This window comes from Pseudomonas sp. (assembly GCF_046581935.1).
Taxonomy (GTDB): Bacteria; Pseudomonadota; Gammaproteobacteria; order Pseudomonadales; family Pseudomonadaceae; genus Aquipseudomonas.
In genome coordinates this window covers 24,697-48,317 of sequence record NZ_JAYGFK010000014.1, presented here as the reverse complement: position 1 = coordinate 48,317, position 23,621 = coordinate 24,697, and the positions used below count along the sequence as shown (strand labels likewise).

The 23,621-nt window shown below is 59.3% G+C and carries 18 protein-coding genes; 10 read left to right on the top strand and 8 right to left on the bottom strand.

Annotated features, from left to right (window positions below):
* Positions 1-281: 281 nt before the first annotated feature.
* Positions 282-1,970: a long-chain-fatty-acid--CoA ligase FadD2 gene (fadD2, locus tag VCA57_RS11035; RefSeq protein ID WP_411185076.1), complete on the bottom strand. Its 1,689-nt coding sequence runs from the start codon at positions 1,968-1,970 to the stop codon at positions 282-284.
* A gap of 320 nt (positions 1,971-2,290) precedes the next feature.
* Between fadD2 and VCA57_RS11030 the strand changes: the two genes are divergently transcribed.
* The 3 genes from VCA57_RS11030 (at position 2,291) to VCA57_RS11020 (ending at position 4,318) form a co-directional block, all read left to right on the top strand.
* Positions 2,291-3,253 (top strand): alpha/beta hydrolase, encoded by a 963-nt coding sequence (locus VCA57_RS11030; RefSeq protein ID WP_411185075.1) that lies wholly within the window; start codon positions 2,291-2,293, stop codon positions 3,251-3,253.
* Complete coding sequence (locus tag VCA57_RS11025) at positions 3,250-3,720, top strand: MaoC family dehydratase (RefSeq protein ID WP_411185074.1); 471 nt, start codon at positions 3,250-3,252, stop codon at positions 3,718-3,720. Before VCA57_RS11030 ends, VCA57_RS11025 begins: the two co-directional genes overlap by 4 nt.
* Positions 3,721-3,811: 91 nt before the next feature.
* Complete coding sequence (locus VCA57_RS11020) at positions 3,812-4,318, top strand: DUF1993 family protein (RefSeq protein WP_411185073.1); 507 nt, start codon at positions 3,812-3,814, stop codon at positions 4,316-4,318.
* An 11-nt stretch (positions 4,319-4,329) separates the two neighbouring features.
* On the opposite strand, the gene VCA57_RS11015 is transcribed toward VCA57_RS11020, so the two are convergent.
* From VCA57_RS11015 to metE, 5 genes are all read right to left on the bottom strand, one after another.
* On the bottom strand, positions 4,330-5,184 hold the full coding sequence (locus VCA57_RS11015; protein WP_411185072.1) for an efflux RND transporter periplasmic adaptor subunit: 855 nt from the start codon (positions 5,182-5,184) through the stop codon (positions 4,330-4,332).
* Positions 5,185-5,196: 12 nt separating this feature from the next.
* A complete protein-coding gene (locus VCA57_RS11010; RefSeq protein ID WP_411185071.1) occupies positions 5,197-5,400 on the bottom strand; it encodes a DUF1656 domain-containing protein in 204 nt (67 codons plus the stop codon).
* A complete protein-coding gene (locus VCA57_RS11005) occupies positions 5,387-7,375 on the bottom strand; it encodes an FUSC family protein (RefSeq protein WP_411185070.1) in 1,989 nt (662 codons plus the stop codon). Before VCA57_RS11005 ends, VCA57_RS11010 begins: the two co-directional genes overlap by 14 nt.
* A 191-nt stretch (positions 7,376-7,566) precedes the next feature.
* Positions 7,567-8,556, bottom strand: a complete 990-nt coding sequence (locus VCA57_RS11000; RefSeq protein WP_411185069.1) for an alpha/beta fold hydrolase — start codon at positions 8,554-8,556, stop codon at positions 7,567-7,569.
* A gap of 243 nt (positions 8,557-8,799) precedes the next feature.
* Positions 8,800-11,106 (bottom strand): 5-methyltetrahydropteroyltriglutamate--homocysteine S-methyltransferase, encoded by a 2,307-nt coding sequence (gene metE / locus VCA57_RS10995; RefSeq protein WP_411185068.1) that lies wholly within the window; start codon positions 11,104-11,106, stop codon positions 8,800-8,802.
* A gap of 194 nt (positions 11,107-11,300) precedes the next feature.
* On the opposite strand from metE, the gene metR reads away from it, so the two are divergent.
* The 6 genes from metR (at position 11,301) to VCA57_RS10965 (ending at position 18,639) form a co-directional block, all read left to right on the top strand.
* Positions 11,301-12,218 carry a transcriptional regulator MetR gene (metR, locus tag VCA57_RS10990; protein WP_411185067.1) on the top strand — a complete coding sequence of 306 codons (918 nt, stop codon included), beginning with the start codon at positions 11,301-11,303 and terminating at the stop codon, positions 12,216-12,218.
* A gap of 333 nt (positions 12,219-12,551) precedes the next feature.
* On the top strand, positions 12,552-13,208 hold the full coding sequence (locus VCA57_RS10985; protein WP_411185066.1) for a TetR/AcrR family transcriptional regulator: 657 nt from the start codon (positions 12,552-12,554) through the stop codon (positions 13,206-13,208).
* Positions 13,209-13,213: 5 nt separating this feature from the next.
* The gene (locus tag VCA57_RS10980) at positions 13,214-14,296 is read left to right on the top strand and encodes an efflux RND transporter periplasmic adaptor subunit (RefSeq protein ID WP_411185065.1); all 1,083 of its coding nucleotides are present in this window, start codon (positions 13,214-13,216) and stop codon (positions 14,294-14,296) included.
* Between the two features lies 1 nt (position 14,297).
* Positions 14,298-17,444: an efflux RND transporter permease subunit gene (locus VCA57_RS10975; protein WP_411185064.1), complete on the top strand. Its 3,147-nt coding sequence runs from the start codon at positions 14,298-14,300 to the stop codon at positions 17,442-17,444.
* A 99-nt stretch (positions 17,445-17,543) separates the two neighbouring features.
* The gene (locus VCA57_RS10970) at positions 17,544-18,284 is read left to right on the top strand and encodes a glutathione S-transferase family protein (RefSeq protein WP_411185063.1); all 741 of its coding nucleotides are present in this window, start codon (positions 17,544-17,546) and stop codon (positions 18,282-18,284) included.
* A 25-nt stretch (positions 18,285-18,309) separates the two neighbouring features.
* Complete coding sequence (locus VCA57_RS10965; RefSeq protein ID WP_411185062.1) at positions 18,310-18,639, top strand: DHCW motif cupin fold protein; 330 nt, start codon at positions 18,310-18,312, stop codon at positions 18,637-18,639.
* A 30-nt stretch (positions 18,640-18,669) separates the two neighbouring features.
* On the opposite strand, the gene VCA57_RS10960 is transcribed toward VCA57_RS10965, so the two are convergent.
* Positions 18,670-19,356 (bottom strand): class I SAM-dependent methyltransferase, encoded by a 687-nt coding sequence (locus VCA57_RS10960; protein WP_411185061.1) that lies wholly within the window; start codon positions 19,354-19,356, stop codon positions 18,670-18,672.
* Between the two features lie 296 nt (positions 19,357-19,652).
* Here VCA57_RS10960 and VCA57_RS10955 point away from each other — a divergent pair, with 296 nt between their 5' ends.
* Entirely contained in the window at positions 19,653-22,742 is a 3,090-nt protein-coding gene (locus VCA57_RS10955; RefSeq protein ID WP_411185060.1) for a transglycosylase domain-containing protein, read from the top strand.
* A 47-nt stretch (positions 22,743-22,789) separates the two neighbouring features.
* Here VCA57_RS10955 and cheR read toward each other — a convergent pair whose 3' ends face one another.
* Positions 22,790-23,617: a protein-glutamate O-methyltransferase CheR gene (gene cheR / locus VCA57_RS10950; protein ID WP_411185059.1), complete on the bottom strand. Its 828-nt coding sequence runs from the start codon at positions 23,615-23,617 to the stop codon at positions 22,790-22,792.
* Positions 23,618-23,621: the final 4 nt, after the last annotated feature.

Here is a 23,621-nt window from a genome sequence, read left to right as displayed (position 1 = left end):
CACCGTGCATAGACGGTTGTTTATTGTAGATTTGCGTGTTTCTTGCGATTTGAACGACAAAAAATTGCCCGAAGCAATTTTTGCAGATGCGCAGCAACGGCCCAAAAGGGTAGTAGCCATGGATGGCAGATCACAAAAAATCCGCCCGAGAGTAGCAGCTTTGCCAAACAGCGACCAGCACCAATAAGCGCCTATCCGGTCAAAAAAGTGACCGCAAACAAAAATCTGGTCACTTTCATTAACTGGACTGAGAGGCCCGAGCTACAGGCCTCACAAGCGGATCAGGCGATATCGCGTAGCTCGCGACGGAGGATCTTACCCACCGGGGTCATCGGCAGGGCATCACGGAATACGATCTGCTTGGGCACTTTGTAACCCGTGAAGTTTTCCTTGCAGTAAGCCTTGAGTTCTTCAGCGCTGAGGCTGCTATCACGGGCTACCACAAACAGTTTGACCACTTCCCCAGACTTCTCATCAGGCACACCGATGGCCGCACAGCTGGCGACTTTGGGGTGAGCCATGACCACATCTTCAATCTCGTTGGGATACACGTTGAAGCCCGAGACGATAATCATGTCCTTCTTACGATCGACAATGCGCACAAAACCGTCGGGGTCGATCACCGCCACATCACCGGTTTTGAACCAGCCTTCGGCATCCAGCACTTCAGCGGTCGCTTCCTCGCGGTTCCAATAGCCTTTCATCACTTGCGGGCCTTTGATGCACAGTTCGCCACGTTCACCCAGAGCTTGTTCCACCCCATCATCATCGATGACCTTAAACGCTGTGCCCGGTACCGGAATGCCCACAGTGCCTAGGCGCGCTTTGTCACCATAGGGGTTGGTACTGGCTACCGGTGACGTTTCGGTCAGGCCATAGCCCTCGCTCACCGGACAGTTGGTCATCGCCTGCCAACGCTCGGCCGTGGCTTTGACCAATGCCGTACCGCCCGAATTGGTCAGTTTGAAGTGGGAAAAGTCCAGATTTTTGAAGTCTGGGTGATCCATCAGGGCCACGAACAAGGTGTTTAATCCCAACAGCGCCGAGAACTGCCACTTGCCCAGTTCCTTGACGAACCCGCTTATATCCCGTGGGTTGGTAATCAATACGTTGTGATTGCCATTGACCATCATGCACATACAGTTCGCGGTAAACGCATAGATATGGTAGAGCGGCAGCGGCGCAATCATGATCTCTTGGCCTTGCTTCATCAGCGGGGTACCGTCTTCACCCAGCTGCGACAGGCAGGCATCAACCTGCAGCATGTTGGCCACCAGGTTACCGTGGGTCAGCATCGCGCCCTTGGCCACCCCCGTGGTGCCGCCGGTGTATTGCAGCACGGCAATATCTTGCTGGTCGACTTTGACCGCCTTGAGGGCGTGACCCTGGCCCTGCTTGAGCGCCCCTTTAAAGGAAACAGCCTGCGGCAAGTAATAGTCGGGGACCATTTTCTTGATCTTTTTCACCACAGTGTTGACCAGCCAGCCTTTCAAGCTCGGCAGCAGGTCACCCATTTTGGCTTCGATCAAGTAGTCGATTTCAGTGTCCGGCAGCACGTCCTGCACCAACTTGCCGAACATATTCAGGTACACCAACGCGCGCACCCCTGCATCTTTGAACTGATGACGCATCTCGCGGGCGGTGTACAGGGGATTGGTGTTAACCACAATTAGGCCGGCACGCATCGCACCGAATACCGCAATTGGGTACTGCAACACGTTGGGCATCTGTACCGCGATGCGCTCGCCCGGTTGCAGGTCAGTGTGCTTTTGCAGGTAGGCAGCAAAGGCCGCCGAGAGCCGATCCAGTTCGGCATAAGTCAGGGTCACACCCAGGTTGCTAAAGGCGGGACGGTCGGCGAACTTCTTGCACGAACGCTCGAATACCTCAATTACCGACTTGTATGCACCCAGGTCGATGTCATCAGGTACCCCAGCAGGACGCTTGTCGCTCCAGAAATCAGGCTGCATTATTTTTATCCTCTTGCCCTGAAATGATCCCATCCGCTGAACGGAGTTGGCTGGAAAGTAACAGCTAACGTCAGGCAGGCAAATAGCCTGGCAGCGTCATTGACGCACTGAATCTTACTGCTTCTTGCGCAACTATCCTGCCGCCCGCCGTAAGACGGGACAAACCGTCCGCCAGCGCTGGCGAGCCGCGCCGAAGTGCAGCCTCTGTGCTCATCACGTGGTCGGCATCGCGGCCTAAACTGGACTCACCCCATCCGGACTTTGCGCCGTGCCGCGCGGGGTGCACAATGCACCGTTCATGCAGGCTCAAGGGACTCGCCATGCTCCACCAAGCGTTCTGGCTCAATAGCACCGATGCAGCGCCCCTTTACGTCAACCGTTGGTATCGCGAGCAATCGCCCAAAGCCTTGCTGATGCTGGCCCACGGCATGGCCGAGCACAGCGGGCGCTATGCGCGCCTGGCTGAAGCACTAGTGGCGCAAGGCTTTGAGGTGTATGCACATGATCAACGCGGACATGGCAAAACCGCCGAGCACGGCCTGCTTGGCCACTTTACCGACAGTAAAGGTTGGGAACTGGTCGTCAATGACCTGGCCAACCTCAACCACCATATGCGCCAAGCCCATCCGCAGGTGCCCATTTTCCTGTTGGGTCACAGCATGGGTAGTTACATCAGCCAGGCTTACCTGATGCATCACAGCTGCAGCCTGCAGGGGGCAATTCTCTCCGGTTCCAACTACCAGCCTGTGGCGCTATACCGTGCTGGCCAACTGCTCGCCCGCTTCGAGCGCTGGCGTCAAGGCCCGCTGGGACGTAGTTCATTGCTGGAGTTCATCTCGTTTGGCTCGTTCAACAAGGCCTTTAAGCCCAATCGAACAGCCTTCGACTGGCTGAGCCGCGATCCTCTGGAAGTCGACAAGTACATCAATGACCCGCTGTGCGGCTTTCGCTGCAGCAATCAGTTGTGGATTGACCTGCTCGGCGGCCTGCAACAGATCACCCCATTGCAGAGCCTGGCGCAGATCGACACGGGCCTACCGTTGCTGGTTATCGGCGGAGCCTGTGACCCGGTCAGCGATGGCCACCGTCAGCAAGACCTGACTAACGCCTTGCGTGACGCGGGCCATCAGCACGTACAGCTCAAAATCTACCCGGATGCGCGTCACGAACTGCTCAACGAGAGCAATCGCGACGAAGTCACCACTTATCTCATCGACTGGTTGCAGCAGGCCCTCAGCCAGCCGCGCCAGTGCCATTCACAGACTCAAGAGAGCCGCCCATGACACAAAGCAGTAATACACCCTATGACGTTCTCGAAGTCGGTCAAACTGCCAGTTACAGCAAGACCGTCAGCGAGCGTGACATCCAGTTGTTTGCCGAAGTATCCGGCGACCACAACCCAGTGCACCTGGATGCCGAATACGCCGCCACCACCATGTTCAAGCAACGTATTGCCCACGGCATGTTCAGCGGTGCGCTGATCAGCGCCGCAGTTGCCTGCGAGCTGCCTGGCCCGGGCACCATCTATATCGGTCAAACCATGCGTTTCACCGCGCCGGTAAAACTTGGCGACACCCTGACCGTGCGCCTGGAAATTCTTGAGAAGCTGCCGAAGTTCCGCGTTCGCGTTGCCACCCGCGTGTTCAACCAAGACGATCAAATGGTCGTGGACGGCGAAGCAGAAATTCTCGCGCCGCGCAAAGCGCAGACCGTAGAACTGACTAAACTGCCGCCGATCACCATCGGCTAAGAACTGGCCTCGGATCTGCTGCGCCACTGCGGCGCAGCCCCGCTACACAACCGCGCCGAGGCAATCCGCTTCGACGCCTCTGGAGAAACCCATGTCCCTGTCCATGTACCAAGCATCCATCCCGGTATTCACCCGCCAGCTCAACAACCTTTCAACCATCCTCGGCATCGCAGCAGCCCACGCTGAAGAGAAAAACATCGAACAAAGCGTATTCCTCAATGCCCGCCTCGCGCCTGACATGTTCGCACTGAGCCGCCAGGTGCAGATTGCCTGTGATGGCGCCAAGGCCGGCGCTGCTCTGCTGGCAGAAGTGGAAGCACCGAGCCATGCCGACGACGAAACCAGCTTCGCCGAACTGCAAGCGCGTATCGCCAAGACCCTAAGCTTTCTGCAAAGCCTCAGCGCTGCGCAGATTGATGGCAGCGAAGAACGCACCGTGACCCTCAAACGTCGCGACAAAGAAACCCACTTCCAGGGCCAGGCATTCCTGCTCGATCACGTGCTGCCGAACTTCTACTTCCACCTCACCACCGCCTACGCCATCCTGCGTCACAACGGCGTGGCTATCGGCAAGCGCGACTTCCTCGGCACCCGCTAAGCTGCAGACCGCTAGTCCGCCACACGCACGCTAGCGGTCATCCCGGCACTGAGCAGTAAACCCGGTGGCACGGAACGCAGTTTGATCCGCACCGGGATGCGCTGAGCCAAGCGCACCCAGTTGAAGGTCGGCTCGACATTGGCGAGCAACTGACCGTCTGGGCTGGCATTGCGGTCAGTGATGCCATGACTGATGCTCTGCACTTCCCCTTCTAGCGGCTCGCCGGAGCTCATCAACCAAACCTCGACCGGCGCACCGATGCGAATCTGCGGCAGCTTGGTTTCCTCAAAATAGGCCTGCACGTAGAACGATGCATCATCCACCAGCGCCATTACCGGCTGCCCAGCGCTGACGTAATTGCCCTGTGCTAGACGCAGGTTGGTGATCTGGCCATCGCGTGGCGCGCGCAATTCACTGCGCGTCAGGTTGAGTTCGGCTAGACGCACCATCGCCTGAGCCTCGCGGTACTGACCACGGGCAATCTGCGCGGTGATTTGGGCATTCTCGCGCACCTCAGCACTTATCGCCTGCGGCCCCAGACGGGCACGCCGCGAGGCCTCATGCTCGCGTAAGCTCAACTCCTCCCGGCGCGTTTCGGCCACAGCCTGAGCTTGTTGCAAGGCCGCCTCAAAGCGCTCACGGTCAATGCTCATCAGCAGATCACCGCGCTTGACCTGCTGATTGTCCTGAACCGCCAGGGCCACTACCGCACCGGAAACATCCGGGGCGATGGTCACTACATCAGCGCGAATCCGCGCATCGCGGGTCCAGGGCGAGTACAGGTAATAGCTCCACAACCAAGAGCCGGCCAGCAATGCCAGCGCGACCACGGCCAACGTGATGCCTACACGGATCGTCGAACGCATACAGCCACTCCTTTAATGTCCCAGTAGCGCCACAACAGCGGCCAGGACGCAAACATACAAGGCACAGTCAAACAGTGCTTCGTGCCAAATCCAGCGCGACACGCCGACCCGCTGCAAGCCCAAACGCAACAAGCCAGTCAGGCCTAGCGCCAATAACGCATAGATCAACATCGGGCTGAGCAGAACCCCGCCCAGCGACCACTCACGCAATCCCATCAACTTCTCCTCGCTGCAGGCACCAGTGCCGCCAGCCACTTTGCAGTTGCAACAGCGCCGCCTGCGCCAAACGCCGGTCGATGCTTTGTGCCGCCTCACGCAACGCTTGTAACAGCTGCGCGACAGCCGGGTCCAAGGCAGCGGCCTGCTCGGGCGTGGGGCCTTTCAGCAGAAGTTGCTCAAAGCGCCGCAGAAAGCGCTCCTCGGCTAGCCCCAGGGGCGTGTCGGCAGCCGCCAGGCAGGCGCGCAGATGCAGCAGTTCGTCGCCAATATCGAGGCTGGCGACACCATCATCCCAGCGACTGCGCGAGCGACTGGGCAACGCCGGATAATGGCGCGCCAAGAGCAGTAAGCGGTCGGCAATACGCCCACCAAACCAGTTTTCGGCCCCGGCCAGGCTACGCCGGGTCAGGCGCGCGAGATCCTCCAGGGTCGCTTTGAGCAAACGCTGGCCATGCCACACGGGGTCGCGCAGGCCGATCAAATGGAAGGCCATAACCGCGCAGCCAACGCCAATCAATATGGCCTGCGCCTCATTGAAGAAGAACGCGACGTCATAACGCATGCTGTTCTGCGGCGCGCAGAGCACGATGAAATGCAGGCTGAAGGAAGTCGCCGTGGCGCCCAAAGATGGGCTGGCCATACCCAGCGCGGCGAAGAACAGCGGCACCCCGAGCGCCAGGCAGAGCATGGCAAAGCTGCTGAGTTGCGGCAGCACTATTTGCCCGACGAAGAACGCCACGGGTAAAGCGACGAAGATCCCACGCAAAAACATCATGCCGATCTGCGCCGCATTTTCGCGGCTGGCAAATAAGCTGCAAACCACCGTGGCAAGTAGCAAAGCACCGCTAGCAGCCGTCCAGCCAGTGGCCAACCAGAATGCCGACAGGACGAGAAAAGTCAGCGCGCTGCGCGCACCGTAGACCAGCGCAGTTTGCCAGTCGCGGTGCCAGGACAGCGCAGCCGGCGCATCGACCGGCGCTTCACCACGTTCGACGGCACGCAATGCCTGACTGGCCTCCTGTAAACGCTGTAGTAACACCGCCAGACGCTCCAGGCAGAACTGCTGCTCGGCCGTCAGTTGTGGCTCATGGGCGGCCTTGCGCAGCTGTTCGCCAAGCGCCGACAAGTCGTCGGGCAGTTCACCATCCAGCAGTTCGCGCACCGTATCCAGCCAAGGCAATAGCGCGCGGGCTTGCTGCTCATCAAGCTGCCGCCATTGCCGCTCCACCCCGCGCGCCAAGCGCAACACACTGAGCAGGTCACGGCTGAGCACCCGCAGTGCCATGGCCCGCTGCCGACCGCGACTACCTTCAAACCAGGCGTGCTCGCGCTGTGCGTCCACCGCAACGATGCGCCCGAGCACCTCCAGCAAGCCCCGCCGGGCCTCAGGCTCACCGCGCAAGGCCTGACTGGCCGCCTTGATTCCAGCCTGCCAGGCTGCACGCGCCTGTTGTGCCAGCTGACGCTCGACCCGCTGCGGCCAAAGCAAGGCACTGACCAACGTGGCACAGAGAATACCCAAGGAAATTTCCGTACACCGCGCCACGGCCTGATCGAACACCGTCAGCGGCTGGTCAATCGCTGGCAAGCCGATGATGGCCACCGTGTAGCCCGCCAGCACAAAAGAGTAAGCCCAAGCGCTACGCAGCATGGTCGACGCTGCCGTACATAGCGCCAGCCACAGGGCCAGAGCCCCTATAAATAACCAGGGCATTTGGGCAAACAGCCCCACCATGACGACCGACATGAGTGTGCCGACAAGCGTGCCGAGCAACCGCGCCAGACCTTTCTGCACCACCATGCCGGACAACGGCTGGGCGACGATAAAGGCGGTCATCAGCGCCCACTGCGGTTGCTCCAGGCCGAACCGCATAGCGCACCAAAGCGCCAGTCCTCCGCCCAACAGGGTCTTGATAGCGAACTGAACGGCATGGGGGCTAGGCGCAATAAAGGCCAGCAGGGAAGCACGCATGGCGGATACCGAGAGGAACTCAATAAGACAGTAGCGGATTGTCCGCAGAGAGCCTACAGAGCAGGCTAACTATTAGCCTGCTAATGTTAATCCATCACGCTCGCGCAGAACATGCCTCGGTTAAATTCAATGCCCTGCCCTGCCTTGCCACTCCACGATCCGCATCGCACGCGCACAATTGCTTGTTGCGCTTACAACTGCGCCAAATGTCCAGCCTGGCGATGCGCCTGCAAATACGGCAATACCGCCGCCAGCAGCGGCTCCTTGAACGCCTCCTGAAAGCGATGGGCCAAGCCCGGAATCAACTTCAACTCACTGCCCTTGATATGCGCGGCCACATGCACGCCATGCATCACTGGCAGCAACGGGTCGGCCGTGCCATGCACCACCAGGGTTGGTACGCGCAGGCGGTTGAGCAGTTCGACCCGGCTCGGCTCAGCCAGGATCGCCAGCAATTGGCGCTCTACACCTTCTGGGTTGAAGGCACGGTCGTAAGCGATTTCGGCCTGATGCAACAACAGCGCACGATCATCCCTGACCTCCGGGCTGCCCAACGCTGCCAGCAGATCGGCCTGTTGCTCCAGGGCCACTTCACGGCTCGGTGCCTCGCGCCGGGCCAGCAAGGCGAGCAATGCCGGGCTGGGTGCAGGTAAACCCTGAGCACCGGAACTGGTCATGATCAACGTCAGGCTCTGCACCCGCTCAGGAGCAAGATCGGCCATGTGCTGGGCAATCATCCCGCCCATACTCGCACCCAACACGTGAGCCTGGCGAATGCCCAATACATCCAGCAAGCCCAAGGCATCCTTGGCCATATCGCGCAGTCCGTAAGGGGCGCTTACAGCAAGACCCAACCGATAGCGCAAGGCCTCATAGGTCAGATTGATAGTGGGCGGCGTATGGGCCCAGCTGCTCAGGCCGACATCACGGTTGTCGAAGCGAATCACCCGAAAGCCCTGCTGACACAGGCGCACGACCACCTCATCGGGCCAGTGGATCAACTGCCCACCCAAGCCCATCACCAACAACAGCGCCGGGTCACTGTCACGCCCGATACTTTGATAGGCCAGGCTCACCTCACCCACGGCAGCCATTTGCGTCGGTACTTGCACATCACAGCGCTGCGCTGCAAAAACCGGTAGGCCGCACAACAGTGCAGCGAGAAGAATCAACCCACGCATAACATCACCCAATGCCGGGACAGCAGAACGCAGCACCCCATTAAGACGCCAGTGTGGTGATGTCTGTACAAGCGCACTGCCACACAACCGTGACAGTTTGATGAAGGGAGACGAGCGGTTGCCTGGCACCCACAAAAAATTGCAGCCGCTACACCTTTATGGATGCAGACAGTCGCGGCTAAAGCCCCTCCCACGGTCCGTTTGCTGTTGTGGGAGGGGGCTTTAGCCGCGATAGAACAGCGCTTAGGCCAACTCAGTACGCAGCTGACGGGCCGCTGCCACCATGTTCACCAGCGCCGCTTCGGTCTCGGGCCAGGCGCGGGTTTTCAGGCCACAATCCGGGTTGACCCACAGACGCTCAAGCGGGATGCGCTGCGCGGCCTTGCGCAACAAATTGGCCATATCGGCCGTGTCTGGCACCCGTGGCGAGTGAATGTCGTAGACGCCCGGGCCGATGTCGTTGGGGTAGTCGAAACGCTCGAAGGCCTCCAGCAGTTCCATGTCCGAGCGCGAGGTCTCGATGGTGATGACGTCGGCATCCATGGCGGCGATGGAGTCGATCACATCGTTGAACTCGCTGTAGCACATATGCGTATGGATCTGCGTTGCATCACCCACACCCGAGGCGCACAGGCGGAACGCCTCGGTGGCCCAATTCAGATAAGCCTGCCACTGTGCCTGACGCAGCGGCAGGCCTTCACGGAAGGCGGCTTCGTCGATCTGGATGATCTTGATGCCCGCCGTTTCCAGGTCCAGCACTTCGTCACGAATCGCCAGGGCCAACTGACGCGCCTGTTGCTCACGGGAAATATCGTCCCGTGGAAAGGACCACATCAGCATGGTCACCGGGCCGGTCAGCATGCCTTTCATAACTTTCTTGGTGAGAGTCTGTGCGTAGCCAATCCACGCTACGGTCATGGCCTTGGGGCGACTCAGGTCGCCATAGATGACGGCCGGTTTGACGCAGCGCGAGCCGTAGCTCTGCACCCAACCGAAGCGGGTGAAGGCGTAGCCATCAAGCTGCTCGGCGAAATACTCAACCATGTCATTGCGCTCGGCCTCACCGTGCACCAGCACATCCAGGCCGAGGTTTTCCTGTACCTCGACGGCATGGCGAATCTCGCGGTGCATGGCTTCGGTGTAGTCCGCCAGCGACAGCTTGCCGGCCTTGAACGATTGGCGCGCTAGACGGATTGCTGCAGTTTGTGGAAACGAACCGATGGTGGTGGTCGGCAATGCCGGTAACTGCAAGCGCGCCCGCTGCTGCTCGATACGTGTGGCAAATGGCGATTGACGTTGGCTGTCAGAGGCAGTAATCGCGGCCAGGCGCGCCTGCACGGCCGGTTTGTGAATGCGCGGCGATTGCGCACGGCTGGCCTGCACGGCATTGCTGACTGCCAATTCGGCTTGCACCTGAGCATCCTGCGGGTCATTCAGGGCCGTCGTCAGCAGCGCGACTTCCTCGCACTTCTGCACGGCGAAGGCCAACCAGCTTTTCAGCTCATCATCCAGTTGGTCTTCACGGTTCAGATCAACCGGGCAGTGCAACAGCGAGCAGCTCGGTGCCACCCACAGGCGTTCGCCCAGGCGCTCCTGAGCCTGCTGCAGAACCTCCAGCGCCTGCTGCAGATCAGTGCGCCAGACGTTACGCCCGTTGACCACCCCCAGCGACAGCACCTTATAAGCCGGCAAGCGGTCGAGAATGGTCGGGAACTGCTCAGGCGCACGCACCAGGTCGATATGCAAACCATCCACCGGCAGGCTGGCGGCCAGGCCGAGGTTGTCTTCCAGGCCAGCAAAATAGGTGGCGATGAGCTTCTTGCCCGGCTCGCGCTGCAGCAAGTTGTAGGCGCGCTCGAAGGCATTCTTCCAGTCTTGCGGTAGGTCCAGCGCGAGAATCGGCTCGTCAATTTGCACCCACTCCACACCCAGCGAGGTCAGGCGTTGAAGGATTTCGCCGTAGACCGGCAGCAGCCGCTCCAGCAGGTCCAAGCGCTCAAACTCGCTACCCTTGGCCTTGCCCAGCCACAAGTAAGTCAGCGGACCGATCAGTACCGGCTTGACCTTGTAGCCCAGAGCGTGCGCCTCCCCTACCTCATCGAACAGTTGCTCCCAGCTCAGCTGGAACTGCTGATCGGCCGTGAACTCAGGGACCAGGTAGTGGTAGTTGGTGTCGAACCACTTGGTTAGCTCTTGTGCAGAAGCGGGCTGCGCATGCGTACCAGCGCAGCAAGTGTTCTGACTGACGCCACGCGCCATGCTGAACAAGGTATCCAGCGTTGGCTTGCCACTGAGCGGGCGGAAGCGTTCGGGGATCACGCCGAAGGTCAGCGAGTGAGTCAGCACCTGGTCATACCAGGCGAAATCGCCGACCGGCAACAGGTCAATGCCCGCCTCTTTCTGCACCTGCCAGTTAGCAGCACGCAGCTCGCGCCCAACCGCCTGCAAACCGGCCTCATTAAGCTCACCGCACCAATAGGCTTCCAGGGCTTTTTTCAATTCACGGTCGCGGCCAATACGCGGAAAACCGAGGGAATGGGACAAGGCCATGTCAGAACGCTCCAGCAACTGAATAAGATGGAGGCTATTCTCGGCAACCTCTACGAGTGAAACAAACTCAACATATTCGTCTTGATCTACAGTTTTATTCATGTAGGGTGAGTGACGTTTTATCCATCCACCAGCCATCGCATAGCCTTCTGCTGGATCAACACAGCACCACCTACCCTTCTCTGAGGCCCGCCATGCTTGAGTTCCGCCACCTAAAAACCCTGCATGCCCTACGTGAAAGCGAAAGCCTGGTGGACGCCGCCGAACGCCTGCACCTGACGCAATCGGCACTGTCGCACCAGTTCAAGGAGTTGGAAGAGCGTTTGGGCATGCAGCTGTTTGTGCGCAAGACCAAACCCGTGCGGTTTACCAGCGCTGGGTTGCGCCTGTTGCAACTGTGCGACACGGTATTGCCACTGTTGCGCGGTGCCGAGCGCGACCTAGCGCGCCTGGCTGGCGGCACTGCGGGTCGCCTGCATATGGCGATCGAATGCCACAGCTGCTTCCAGTGGCTGATGCCGACCATCGACCAGTTCCGCGATGCCTGGCCGGAAGTGGAACTGGACTTAGCCTCGGGTTTCTCCTTCGCCCCGCTACCGGCTTTGGCCCGTGGCGACCTCGACCTAGTGGTAACCAGCGATCCGCTGGAACTGGCCGGCATCACCTATGTGCCGCTATTTACCTACGAAGCCATGCTGGCCGTGGCCAACCAGCACCCGCTGGCCAGCAAACCGTGCATCAAGCCGCAGGACCTGGCTACGGAAACCCTGATCACCTACCCGGTGGAACGCGACCGCCTGGATATCTTCACCCGTTTCCTCGAACCCGCCGATGTCGAACCCGCCCAGGTACGCACTTCAGAACTAACGGTGATGATGATGCAACTGGTGGCCAGCGGGCGCGGCGTTTGCGGCCTGCCGAACTGGGCGCTGCATGAATACAGCTCGCGCGGTTATGTGACTGCCAAGCGCCTGGGCGACAAAGGCCTGTTCGCCACCCTGTATGCCGGCATCCGCACCGATATGCTCGACGCACCGTTTATGCGCGACTTCCTGCTAACGGCCAAGGACACCTCATTTGCCAACTTGGAAGGCGTCAGCGTGGCACGCTAAACCAGCAGTCAGCACCACCGTAAGATGACTTAGCCACGCAGCGCGATAACTCATCATTTACGTGATGGGTATCGCTGCGCACAACCTGCGCGGCCGCCCCTTCCTATCGAATTCGCTCGGCAGCCAAGAGCCGCCACAAGACAACGAATTGACCGCATTCTGGGCCTTACAGCCCACGTTGCTAGGGCAAACGTCACGCGATTTCGCTGAGTAACCCAAGCAAGACGTCAACATCCGCTGCAACCGCGGCAAAGCCTGTTACAACTGTCGAGTGGCAAAATATGACCGGCGGTCATAGGATGACCACCGGTCACGACTATCGATAACTCGCTCATGCGCTATCAAGATCAACTTTTCGAACAACGCGAAAACCTCATCCTCGACACCGCTCGCCAACTCTTTGCCGAGCAGCCCTGGGATCGCGTCACCATTGCCGAAGTAGCCCTTGCCGCCGGTATCGGTAAAGGCACGGTGTACAAACACTTCCCCAGCAAAGAAGCGCTGTATGCGCGCCTGGTACTCGACCTCAACCGGATCAACCTGCGCGAGCTGCGCGCCCTGCATGCCGCCAGCTCAGCACAAGATGCCATGCACAAGGTTATCCGCCGCGCCTTCGAACAGATGCTGGCCAATCCGATAGAAGCGCAGCTGTGCTTGCACTGCGACCGCCTGGAGTTCCAAGAGCGCCTCGAAGCACCATTGCGCCAGTTGTTTCTCGACTTGGAAGGCGAATACCAGCTGTTCTTCGCCGACTTACTCAGCACCACGTTCGACAACCAGACGCTCAGCCAAGCCGACACGCAAAACCTGCTATGGGGCGTAGAAGCCTGCATAAACGGCGTAATGACGCGCATTGCCTCGGGTGGTTTCACGCATTGGGCCGAGCCTATTGCCCTGGATGACTACTTCGCCCGCGTTACCGATTTCATTATTGCCGGCCTACGCGCGCAGGCCAGCGAACTAATTGCGCAACCGCATCGTCACGAGTAACTGCCATGTTCAGTCAACTATCCAAACGTCCCTGGTTGATCGCGGTTGCCATCAGCCTGCTACTGCTGTTGTGGCTGCTCAGTGGCTCCCTGTTGAAAACCCAACAAGCCGCCAGTGCTGATACCCCCGCCCAAGAACAAGGCTTGACCAAGGTTGAGGTGCAGTGGCTGGAAGCCAGCCCAATGCAACGCCAGCAAGTCATCCAGGGGCAAGTCGAAGCCTGGCGGCGCGTCGAGCTACGTGCGCAGATCAGCGGTACGGTTCTTCGCCTGGATCACGACAAGGGCAGCACCGTCAAACAAGGCCAAGTACTGCTCAGCCTGTCCACCGACAACCGCCCAGCCCAGGTGGCCAAAGGCGAAGCCGATGTACGCCAGCGCGCCGCCGATGCCAGCGCCGCCGAGCGCCTACGGCAACGCAACCTGGTCTCCAGTAATGAACTGATCCGCCTGCAGAGCGAGCTGGCCAAGGCCCGTGCCGAACTCGACCTGGCGCGCATTCAACTGGGCAATACGCAGATCAGCGCGCCCTTTTCCGGGGTGTACGACCAACGCATGGTCGAGTTGGGGGATTTCGTCCAGCCGGGACAAAGCCTGCTGACATTGGTCGATATCAGCCAGCTCAAGGTCAGCGCGCAAATTGCGCAACAAGACGTCGGCCAACTCCACCTTGGCCAGCCAGTAAAGGTCGAGCTACTCGATGGCCGCGAACTGCAGGGTGAGCTGCACTTTATCGCCGCTGCCGCCGATCCCGACTCACGCAGTTTTCGCATTGAGGTCAAGGTGGCTAATCCGCAAGCCATGCGCCTGGCCGGTGCCAGCGCGACCCTGCACATTCAAACCGGCGAAGCCCTGGCGCATCGCCTGTCGCCAGCCCTGCTGAGCCTGGATAAAGCCGGCCGGCACGGCGTTAAGTGGGTCAATGAACAGCAGCAGGTGGTCTTCACCCCAGTGCAGCTGATCAGCGTCGATGACCAGGGTGCCTGGGTCAGTGGCCTGCCAAACAAGGTCGCACTGATCACCCTCGGCCAGGGTTTTGTCGTGCCTGGCCAGCAGGTCATCAGCCAGTTGGCCAAAGGGAGCAACTGATATGCACAGCTTGATTGCGGCGGCGCTGGATCGCAGCCGCACCAGCTTGCTGGTGTTGCTGTTTCTGATGATTGGCGGAGTGGCGGCCTACTTCGTGATCCCCAAGGAGTCCGACCCGGATGTAAGCATCCCAATCATTTATGTATCGGTAAGCCTTGAAGGGATCAGCCCGGAAGATGCTGAACGCTTGCTCGTACGCCCGCTGGAGCAGGAGTTGCGCAGCCTCGAGGGGATAAAGGAAATGCGCTCCATGGCCAGCGAAGGCCATGCTTCGGTGACCCTGGAATTCGATGCTGGCTTCAATGCCAAGCTGGCGCTGGCCGATGTGCGTGAGAAAGTCGATACAGCCCGCAGCAAGCTACCGGAGGAAGCAGACGAGCCGACAGTCAATGAAGTTAACGTGGCGCTGTTTCCGGTGTTGTCGATCGGCTTGTCCGGACCGATTGCCGAAACCGAGCTGGTGTATATCGCCCGTCGCCTGAAAGAAAACGTCGAAGGCATCGCCGAAGTGCTGTCGGTAGAAATTGGCGGCGACCGGGAAGACCTGCTGGAAATCGTCGTCGACCCGCAGGTGCTCGACAGCTACGGCATCGATTACAACGAGCTGTTCAATCTGGTCAGCCGCAACAATCGCCTGGTGGCCGCCGGCAGCCTGGACAACGGTGCCGGACGCATGAGCATGAAAGTCCCGGGGGTAATCGAAAACCTCGAAGACGTGCTGTCCATGCCGATCAAGGTCGTGGGCAATAGCGTGGTGACCTTCGGCGATGTCGCCACCATTCACCGTACCTTCAAAGACCCCACCGGCTACGCACGGATCAATGGTCAGCCTGCCGTGGTGCTGGAGGTCTCCAAACGCAGCGGCGCGAACATCATCGACACCATCGAGCAGGTCAAGGCACTGATGCTCAAGGCCCAACCGCTGCTCCCGGAAGGCCTCAAAGTCAGCTACATCATGGACCAGTCGCAGCAGGTCAAAACCATGCTCAGCGACCTGCTCAACAATGTGCTGACCGCCATCGTTATGGTGCTGATTCTGGTGGTAGCGAGCATGGGCATGCGCTCGGCGCTGCTGGTCGGGCTGACCATTCCCGGGGCCTTTCTGACGGGCATCCTATTGATCTGGATGCTCGGTTTCACCCTCAATATTGTCGTGCTGTTCAGCCTGATCCTGGTCGCTGGCATGCTGGTAGACGGCGCTATCGTGGTGTCCGAGCTGGCTGACCGCTACCTGCATCAGGGGCAAACCCCTCGCCAGGCCTGGGCCAATGCGGCCACGCGGATGGCCTGGCCGGTGATTGCCTCCACCGCTACCACCCTGGTGGTGTTTTTACCCTTGCTGTTCTGGCCAGGCGTGGTCGGGCAATTTATGAAATACCTGCCAGCCACGGTAATCGTCTGCTTGCTCGCTTCCCTGACTATGGCCTTGGTGTTTCTACCGGTACTCGGTGCGGTAACCGGCGGCCAACCGCAGCCACAAGCAACCCAGCCCAGCCGCGCTGCAGTGGGTTATCGGCGACTGCTGGGCACCCTCCTGCAGCGTCCCGGCCTAACGTTACTGGGCATGCTCGCGCTCATTGCGCTGATTTATACAGCCTACGGCCGTTTCAACCATGGCGTGGAGTTCTTCCCCGAGACCGAGCCGGAGAATGCACAAATTTGGTTGCGTGCCCGCGGCGACTTATCGGTGCAGGAGAAGGACGCTCTACTGCAACAGGTGGAAAAACGCCTGCTCGGCATGAGCGAGGTCAAGGCTTTGTATGCGCGCTCCCTCGCACAGCCCGATGGCCAACTCGGCGCGGACGTGATCGGCACCCTGCAATTTCAGTTCGTTGAGTGGAATGAACGCCGTTCAGCCAGCAAAATCCTCGCTGACATGAGCGCGCGCACAGCGGATATTCCCGGCATCATTCTGGAGTTTCGCAAGCAAGAGGGCGGCCCAAGCAGCGGCAAGCCGGTCAAACTGCAAATCAGCTCACTTGACCCAGCCAAGACCGATCAGTGGGTCGAGCGGCTGCGGGCCAGCATGCAAGAGCTGGGCGGTTTCAAGGACATCGAAGATGACCGTGCCCTGCCGGGTATCGAATGGCGGGTAAAGGTCGACCGTGAAGCCGCCGCGCGTTTCGGTGCGGACGTGCTGAGCGTAGGCAACGCCGTGCAGATGGTCACCAATGGCCTGAAGCTGGCGACCTACCGACCAGAAGACGCCACCGACGAAGTGGATATTCGCGTACGCCTACCGGCCAACTGGCGCTCCCTGGATCAACTCGGCCGACTGACCCTGCGCACTACGGCTGGGCAGGTCCCGCTGAGCAACTTCGTCTCGCTGCAACAAGCCCCCAAGGTCGGCACGTTGCGCCGGGTCGATGGCAATCGCACCATTACCCTGCAAGCTGACATGGCCGAAGGCGCTCGCCTGGATGAACGCCTGCACGCTCTGCGGTCAGCAATCGGTGAAGTGCCGAGCGATGTGCAGGTGAAATTCGCAGGCGAAGATGCCGATCAACGCGAGGCCGCTACCTTCCTCGGCAGCGCTTTTGCGGTGGCCATTTTTCTGATGTTTATCATTCTGGTGACCCAGTTCAACAGCATCTATCAATCGCTACTGGTGCTTTCAGCCATCGTCCTGTCAACGGCTGGCGTGCTGATGGGCCTTCTGGTTAACGGTCAGTCATTTGGTATCGTCATGGTCGGCATGGGGCTGATCGCTCTGGCTGGCATTGTGGTGAACAACAACATCATCCTGATCGATACCTACAACCAGTTACGCCGCCAGGGCCTGGAGCCGCGTAAAGCCGCGCTAGAAACCGGCAGCCTACGCCTACGTCCAGTATTGCTCACGGCAATCACTACGGTGCTGGGGCTGATCCCGATGGTGATTGGGGTCAACGTCGACCTGCTCACCCCAAGCCTGGGCTTTGGTGCACCGTCGACCCAATGGTGGACGCAACTGTCCAGCGCCATCGCCGGCGGTCTGACGTTCGCGACCGTACTAACCCTGTTGCTGACGCCTTGTCTGCTGGTACTCGGCTCGCGCTTCGAGCGTCGCCCGCCGCCGCTAGAAACCTTTGACGACGACCTGCTCGACCTGCCCGAGCACCTGCTGGCCAACAGCACCAGCAATACAAAATTGCAGCACACGCCATAAACCCTAGGCCCAGGTCAGTAATGGCCTGGGCAGTAGCTTACGACTGGGTAGTCGGCCCAACAGCCCGTACACTCAGCCCACTACTGCCGAGGACCTCGCATGCGCACGCTTTACCAATTCCCGATTTCCCACTACTGCGAGAAAACCCGCTGGCAGCTGGATCACAAGGGCCTCGATTTTCAGGTCGACAACCTGTTCCCCGGCCTGCATCGCCTAAAGAGCAAGCGCCTGGCGAACATTGTAACCCTGCCGATCCTCAAGGATGGCGAGCAGGTAATCGGTGATTCCACGCAAATCGCCCTCTATCTGGAACAGCGCTACCCGGAACGCCCACTGCTGCCGGCTGATGCCGCACAACGCGCCGAAGTACTGGAGCTAGAAGAACAGTTCGACCGCCTTGGTGTGCATGTACGTCGCTGGCTGTACGGCCAGATCAAGCAGTGGGATTCGGTGATGCACGCCATGCTCAAGGTCTACCGACCCATGCTGGGCCTGCGCGATCTGATGAAGCCGGTGCTGATTCACGGTGTGCAGCGCCTGTATGGCGTGACTCCGCTGCGCGTGGCCAAATCCAGGGCCGAGCTGCTTAAGGGGCTGGCGCTGATCGAATCACGCATCAACGGCGACCCATCACGCTATCTGGTGGGTGAACAACTAACACTGGCCGACATCAGCGCCGCTGCGCTGTTCGCGCCACTATTCACCCCGCCAGGCACACCCTGGGCAGAGATTGCCGGGCATAATGCCAAGACCCAGGCTTTTCTTGATGAGCTACACGCCCACCCGGCCGGCCAGTGGATACTGCGCCGTTATGCCGAAGACCGTCAGCGCCGCAGCTGAGCCGTTTCAGTAAAGGAGTCAAACAATGAACATCAGCGATATTCCCTTCGGCGTCACCGACTGGAGCCAGATCGAATGCAGCGAACATGCAGGTGAACGCGGCACGGCCTATTGGCGCACGCAGGTGTTTGGCACGGTGCGCGTGCGGATGGTCGACTACAGCGCGGGTTATCTGGCCGATCACTGGTGCCACAAGGGGCACATCCTGCTGTGTCTGGAAGGCGAACTGCATACCGAGCTGGAAGATGGTCGGCGTTTTGTTATGACCGCAGGCATGAGCTATCAGGTGGCCGACCAAGCCGAAGCCCACCGTTCCTCGACCGAGACAGGCGCACGTCTGTTTATCGTCGATTAAAACCACACGTGTTGAGCCGGCATACCCGCCTCAGTTGCGCTCAGAATTCAGCAGTAACAACAGCGACACCGGCTGCTCACTCTCCGGATGTAAAGGCTCTTGCAGCCATTGCAAGCGCCAGCCTGTTTCGCTGAACAACCCCAACCAAGACTCCAGCGTGCGGAAAAACCAAGGCATGGGCTCGGCAAAACCCTCGCCAAAACCGGCAAAGGTTTCCACCCGCCACCCGTCGCGGTAACCCGCATCATTGCAGGCGCGCCAAGGGTGCAAGGTTTGGATAAGCAAACGACCATCGGCGGCGAGCAAGCCATGCAAGGCTTTCAAGGTTGGCGCAAGGGGTTCTTCCAGCAAAGCGAAGTTGCACACAATCACATCAAAACGCCCCAGCAGCTCGGCCTGGCTCTCCAGCTCGGCATAACCGCAAACACGGTATTGCGAAGCGCCAGCCGCTGCCTGCTGCGCCACGGCGATCAAGGGCGCTGAGGCATCCACGCCGACGGCTTCGATATCATGCTCAACCAGCCCACGGCATAACCAACCTTCACCACAGCCCAGATCCAGCACACGCCTAGGTGCCAGGGCCAGAATCGCCTGAACTATGGCGGCATCGGTGACCAACCGACGGCTCTCAATACGCTGCTCACGCACCGCTGCGGTCCAGGCATCAGCATTAGCCTGCCAACTGAGGTTGAGTTGCTCCCGATGATCGCGCTGCATCGCTCACTCGCCACCCGTTTAGTCGCCCACTTCAAACAATCTGCCTGGCACATAGGCCGCTGGCAACAATCCTGCGCCTGTTCACAGCATGATGTAGCGCCGCTGATCACTTATTAGCACTGCACACGGAAAATTGCAGAGCGGATTTCACGTCTGCCAAACACATCCCGGCCCTCTAGCATACCTACAGCTAAACTGCAGACAGTGGCCAAGTGAGAGGAACTCAGTGAGCAAACCTGCTGAGGCGATTCAGCAACCGGTCAAACCTCAGGGTGAGTACATCAGGCGAAATGAACATGGGCGCATCATCACAACCGAACATCATCCCAGCGCCTGCCGGCTACCAGCCTCGCCAGCAACCCGTAGCGCATAAACGCCGCCGCACGCTGAAAATAATCTTCTGGCTGTTAATCCTCGGATTATGTGTGACAGCGGGCCTGTTTATCGCCGAAGAACTGCGCACTTCACGCTATCAAGCGCAAGAGCTCAGCCGCTACGCGAAAACGCTTAGCTATGAGCTCAAGCCGGGACCAAGCACGTCGATCATTTACCCCAAGGAGGGCCCCTTCGACACACGCCAGGGTTACACCTACCTGCCCCTGATGCTGGAACGTCTCAGTAAGCGCAACTTTATCGTGCAACAGCAGGCGCAGTTCTCGCCGGCCTTACTCGACTATGCCCAACGCGGCCTATTTATCCCCTACCAGGAGAAGACCCAGAGTGGTTTGCGTATCAGCGACTGCCGCGGCACGCCGTTCTATACGTTCAGCTATCCGCAGCAACGCTACTCAAGCTTTAGCGACATTCCACCGTTGGTAGCCGGCAGCCTACTGTTCATTGAAAACCGCGACCTGCTCAACCCTCAACAACCAATGGCTAATCCAGCGGTGGACTGGCCACGGTTTGTTATGGCAGCTATCTCCCAGGTCGGCAAGCTGCTGGATATGCAAAACCAATCGGCAGGCGGCAGCACCCTAGCGACCCAACTGGAGAAGTACCGTCATTCCCCAGACGGCCTAACGTCTTCTGCCACAGAAAAACTGCGGCAGATGATCTCCGCCAGCGTACGCGCCTACCAAAACGGCCCGCAAACACTGGCTGCGCGGGAGAACATCGTGCGCGACTATCTCAACAGCGTGCCACTCTCTGCCGCCCCCGGGCATGGCGAAGTGAACGGACTGGCCGACGGCCTACGCATCTGGTTTGGAGCAGACTTCGCCCAGGTCAACCTGCTGCTCGACCCGGCCCATTCACAGGATGCCAGCCTAGCGGATCGCGGCCTTGCGCTACGCCAGGTGCTCGCCCTGATGATTGCCCAGCGCAGGCCCTCCTACTATCTGGCCCAAGGCCGCAATGACCTCGCCAGTCTGGCGGACAGCCATATTCGCCTGCTGGCAGAGGGTGGCCTGATCGACGCTGACTTGCGCGATGCGGCGCTGCAACAAACGCTCAGTTACCGCGACTGGGCCATGACGCCCAATCTACAGCCGGTAGACAGTAATAAAGGCATCAGCGTCTCGCGAGCGCGGCTTTCAGCCATGCTCAACATGCCACTGTATGACCTGGACCGCCTTGATCTGAGCGCCACCAGCACCCTCAACAACGACCTACAGCAAGCGGTCAGCCAGTATTTACAGCAACTAGCTGACCCAACATTTGCCGGGCACGTCGGCCTGTTTGGCGAGCGCTTGCTGTCACCGGAAAAAACCGCTGACGTACGCTACAGCTTCACCCTCTTCGAACGCACGGAAAATGGCAGCGTGGTCCGGGTGCAGACCGACAACACTGACCAGCCATTCGATATCAACGAAGGCAGCAAATTGGAACTGGGCTCTACCGCCAAACTGCGCGTTCTGGCCACCTACCTGGAGATCATTGGCGAACTTCACCAGCGCCTTGCCGGACAAAGCCCCAGCGAGCTGCGCGCAATCAATGCCCAGGACAACCTCACCCACTGGGCCATCAGCTACCTGCAAGGCAATCCCAGCGCCAGCTTGTCCGCCATGCTTGATGCCGCGCTGGAGCGTAAATACTCCGCCAGCCCGAATGAGCGCTTCTTCACTGGCGGCGGCATTCATACCTTCAACAACTTCCGCCGCGAAGATAACCAGCGCATCGCCAGCATGCGCGAAGCCCTACGCGAATCACTCAACCTACCGTTCATCCGCCTGATGCGTGACTTGGTGCGTTACACCACCTATCAGGGCCCGAATAACAGTGCCGAGCTGCTAAAGGACGATAAAGACCCGCGCCGCCTGGCCTATCTGCATGATTTCGCCGACCGTGAAGGCACCACCTTCCTGCTGCGTTTCTGGCGTAAATACCAAGGCCAACCTGAGCAGCAGCGTCTGGACAGCTTTCTCAACGGCCTGCGCCACACGGCGGTTCGACTGGCGGCCGTGCATCGCTACCTGATGCCCCATGCAGACGAGGCCAGCTTCGCCGCCTTTCTACGCAAGTACCTGCCTCAGGAAAAACTCAGCGACGCACGTATCAGCGAGTTGTACAAAAAATACAGCCCTGGGGCATACAGCCTGCCGGATCAAGGCTATATCGCCCGCGTTCACCCACTGGAGCTGTGGTTGCTGCACTACCTGATCGAGCAGCCGCAAGCCAACTTCAGCGACGCCATCGCGGCCAGCCAGGATGAGCGCCAAGAAGTCTATGGTTGGCTGTTGCGCAGCAGGCATAAGAGCGCGCGTGACAGCCGTATCCGCATCATGCTTGAGGTCGAAGCCTTCCTCGATATTCACCGGCGCTGGCAGAACCTTGGCTACCCCTTTGCGCATCTGGTGCCATCGTTAGCCACGGCTATTGGCAGCTCTGGCGACCGTCCGGCAGCGCTGGCAGAACTGATGGGGATTATTCAAAACAATGGCATTCGCCAGCCCACGGCACGCATCGACAGCCTGCACTTCGCTGCCAACACGCCCTATGACACCCTCGTGGTACGTGAGCATATCGAGGGCAAGCGAGTCATGGCACCCGAGGTCGCGAGCGCATTGCGCAGTGCGCTTGCCGATGTGGTCGAGGCCGGTACGGCGCGGCGTTTACTCGGTAGCTTCACTCTGGCAGATGGCAACCCCCTTACCGTCGGTGGCAAAACCGGTACTGGCGATAATCGAATTGAAACCATTGGTACAGGAGGACGCGTGCTCAGCTCACGGGCGATGAACCGTACCGCAACCTTTGTGTTCTACCTAGGGGCCAATCATTACGGCACGCTCACCGCATTCGTTCCTGGCCGAGCAGCAGAGAACTTCCGCTTCACCTCGGCACTTCCTGTGCAGGTACTCAAGGGGATGGCCCCCATCCTGCTGCCCTACCTGGAACCTAACTCACACAGCTTGTGCCAGCTAGCGCAAAGCCAAGGAGTTAACCAATAAAAACGGGAGGCCACTGGCCTCCCGTTTTACTAGCAAACACAAACACGTCATTTTACTTTGTAAATGATCCCAGGGCTGCACTGCACCATTTGATAAAGGTCAGGCAACCCGTTGAGCGCCTCAGAGGCTCCCAGGAACAAATAGCCGCCGGGCTTCAACATGGCGTGAATGCGCGTAAGGATATCTTTCTTCACTTCAGCGGAAAAATAGATCAGCACGTTACGGCAGAACACCACATCGAACTTGCCCAAGCTGGCGTAGCTATCCAACAGGTTCAGTGGGCGAAACTCAATACGAGTACGGATAGCCGGCTTGATCACCCAGCGCCCTGGCCCCTTGGGGTCGAAGTAACGCTGCAGTCGCTCTTGGGACAAGCCACGGCCCATCGCCAGACTGTCGTACTCACCCGACTTACAGTTGATCAGCATGGACGGCGACAGGTCGGTGGCCACGATCTGCACACCCGCCTTGAGCTGACCAATGTTGGTCTTCTCGAATTCGTCGATGGTCATCGACAGCGAATAGGGCTCCTGCCCCGAAGAGCAAGCAGCCGACCAGATACGCATACGCTGACCCGGGCTGGCCTTGATCATCTCCGGCAGTACTTTATTTTTCAGTACGTCAAAAGGATAAGTGTCACGAAACCAAAGCGTTTCGTTGGTGGTCATTGCATCGACCACCTGCTCACGCAGGCCGCTTCGGGGCTGGTTTTGCATGCGCTGCACCAACTCACCCAGCGTTTTGATGCTGTTCTGCTCCATCAGTTTGTTGAGTCGGCTGGAAACCAGATACTGCTTATTGGTGCCAAGCAGAATGCCACAGGCTTTTTCCAGGAAAGTCCGGAACTGCTCAAAATCCAAATTACCTGTAGACACTCAC

Excerpts from the sequence above, each read along its gene's own strand:
- VCA57_RS10975 (WP_411185064.1), top strand. The coding sequence starts at position 14,298 with ATGCACAGCTTGATTGCGGCGGCGCTGGATCGCAGCCGCACCAGCTTG.
- VCA57_RS10970 (WP_411185063.1), top strand. The coding sequence starts at position 17,544 with ATGCGCACGCTTTACCAATTCCCGATTTCCCACTACTGCGAGAAAACC.
- fadD2 (WP_411185076.1), bottom strand. The coding sequence starts at position 1,970 with ATGCAGCCTGATTTCTGGAGCGACAAGCGTCCTGCTGGGGTACCTGAT.
- VCA57_RS10965 (WP_411185062.1), top strand. The coding sequence starts at position 18,310 with ATGAACATCAGCGATATTCCCTTCGGCGTCACCGACTGGAGCCAGATC.
- VCA57_RS10955 (WP_411185060.1), top strand. The coding sequence starts at position 19,653 with ATGGGCGCATCATCACAACCGAACATCATCCCAGCGCCTGCCGGCTAC.
- VCA57_RS11010 (WP_411185071.1), bottom strand. The coding sequence starts at position 5,400 with ATGGGATTGCGTGAGTGGTCGCTGGGCGGGGTTCTGCTCAGCCCGATG.
- VCA57_RS11025 (WP_411185074.1), top strand. The coding sequence starts at position 3,250 with ATGACACAAAGCAGTAATACACCCTATGACGTTCTCGAAGTCGGTCAA.
- metR (WP_411185067.1), top strand. The coding sequence starts at position 11,301 with ATGCTTGAGTTCCGCCACCTAAAAACCCTGCATGCCCTACGTGAAAGC.
- VCA57_RS11030 (WP_411185075.1), top strand. The coding sequence starts at position 2,291 with ATGCTCCACCAAGCGTTCTGGCTCAATAGCACCGATGCAGCGCCCCTT.
- VCA57_RS11000 (WP_411185069.1), bottom strand. The coding sequence starts at position 8,556 with ATGCGTGGGTTGATTCTTCTCGCTGCACTGTTGTGCGGCCTACCGGTT.
- VCA57_RS10985 (WP_411185066.1), top strand. The coding sequence starts at position 12,552 with ATGCGCTATCAAGATCAACTTTTCGAACAACGCGAAAACCTCATCCTC.
- VCA57_RS11015 (WP_411185072.1), bottom strand. The coding sequence starts at position 5,184 with ATGCGTTCGACGATCCGTGTAGGCATCACGTTGGCCGTGGTCGCGCTG.
- VCA57_RS11020 (WP_411185073.1), top strand. The coding sequence starts at position 3,812 with ATGTCCCTGTCCATGTACCAAGCATCCATCCCGGTATTCACCCGCCAG.
- metE (WP_411185068.1), bottom strand. The coding sequence starts at position 11,106 with ATGGCCTTGTCCCATTCCCTCGGTTTTCCGCGTATTGGCCGCGACCGT.
- VCA57_RS10980 (WP_411185065.1), top strand. The coding sequence starts at position 13,214 with ATGTTCAGTCAACTATCCAAACGTCCCTGGTTGATCGCGGTTGCCATC.
- VCA57_RS11005 (WP_411185070.1), bottom strand. The coding sequence starts at position 7,375 with ATGCGTGCTTCCCTGCTGGCCTTTATTGCGCCTAGCCCCCATGCCGTT.
- VCA57_RS10960 (WP_411185061.1), bottom strand. The coding sequence starts at position 19,356 with ATGCAGCGCGATCATCGGGAGCAACTCAACCTCAGTTGGCAGGCTAAT.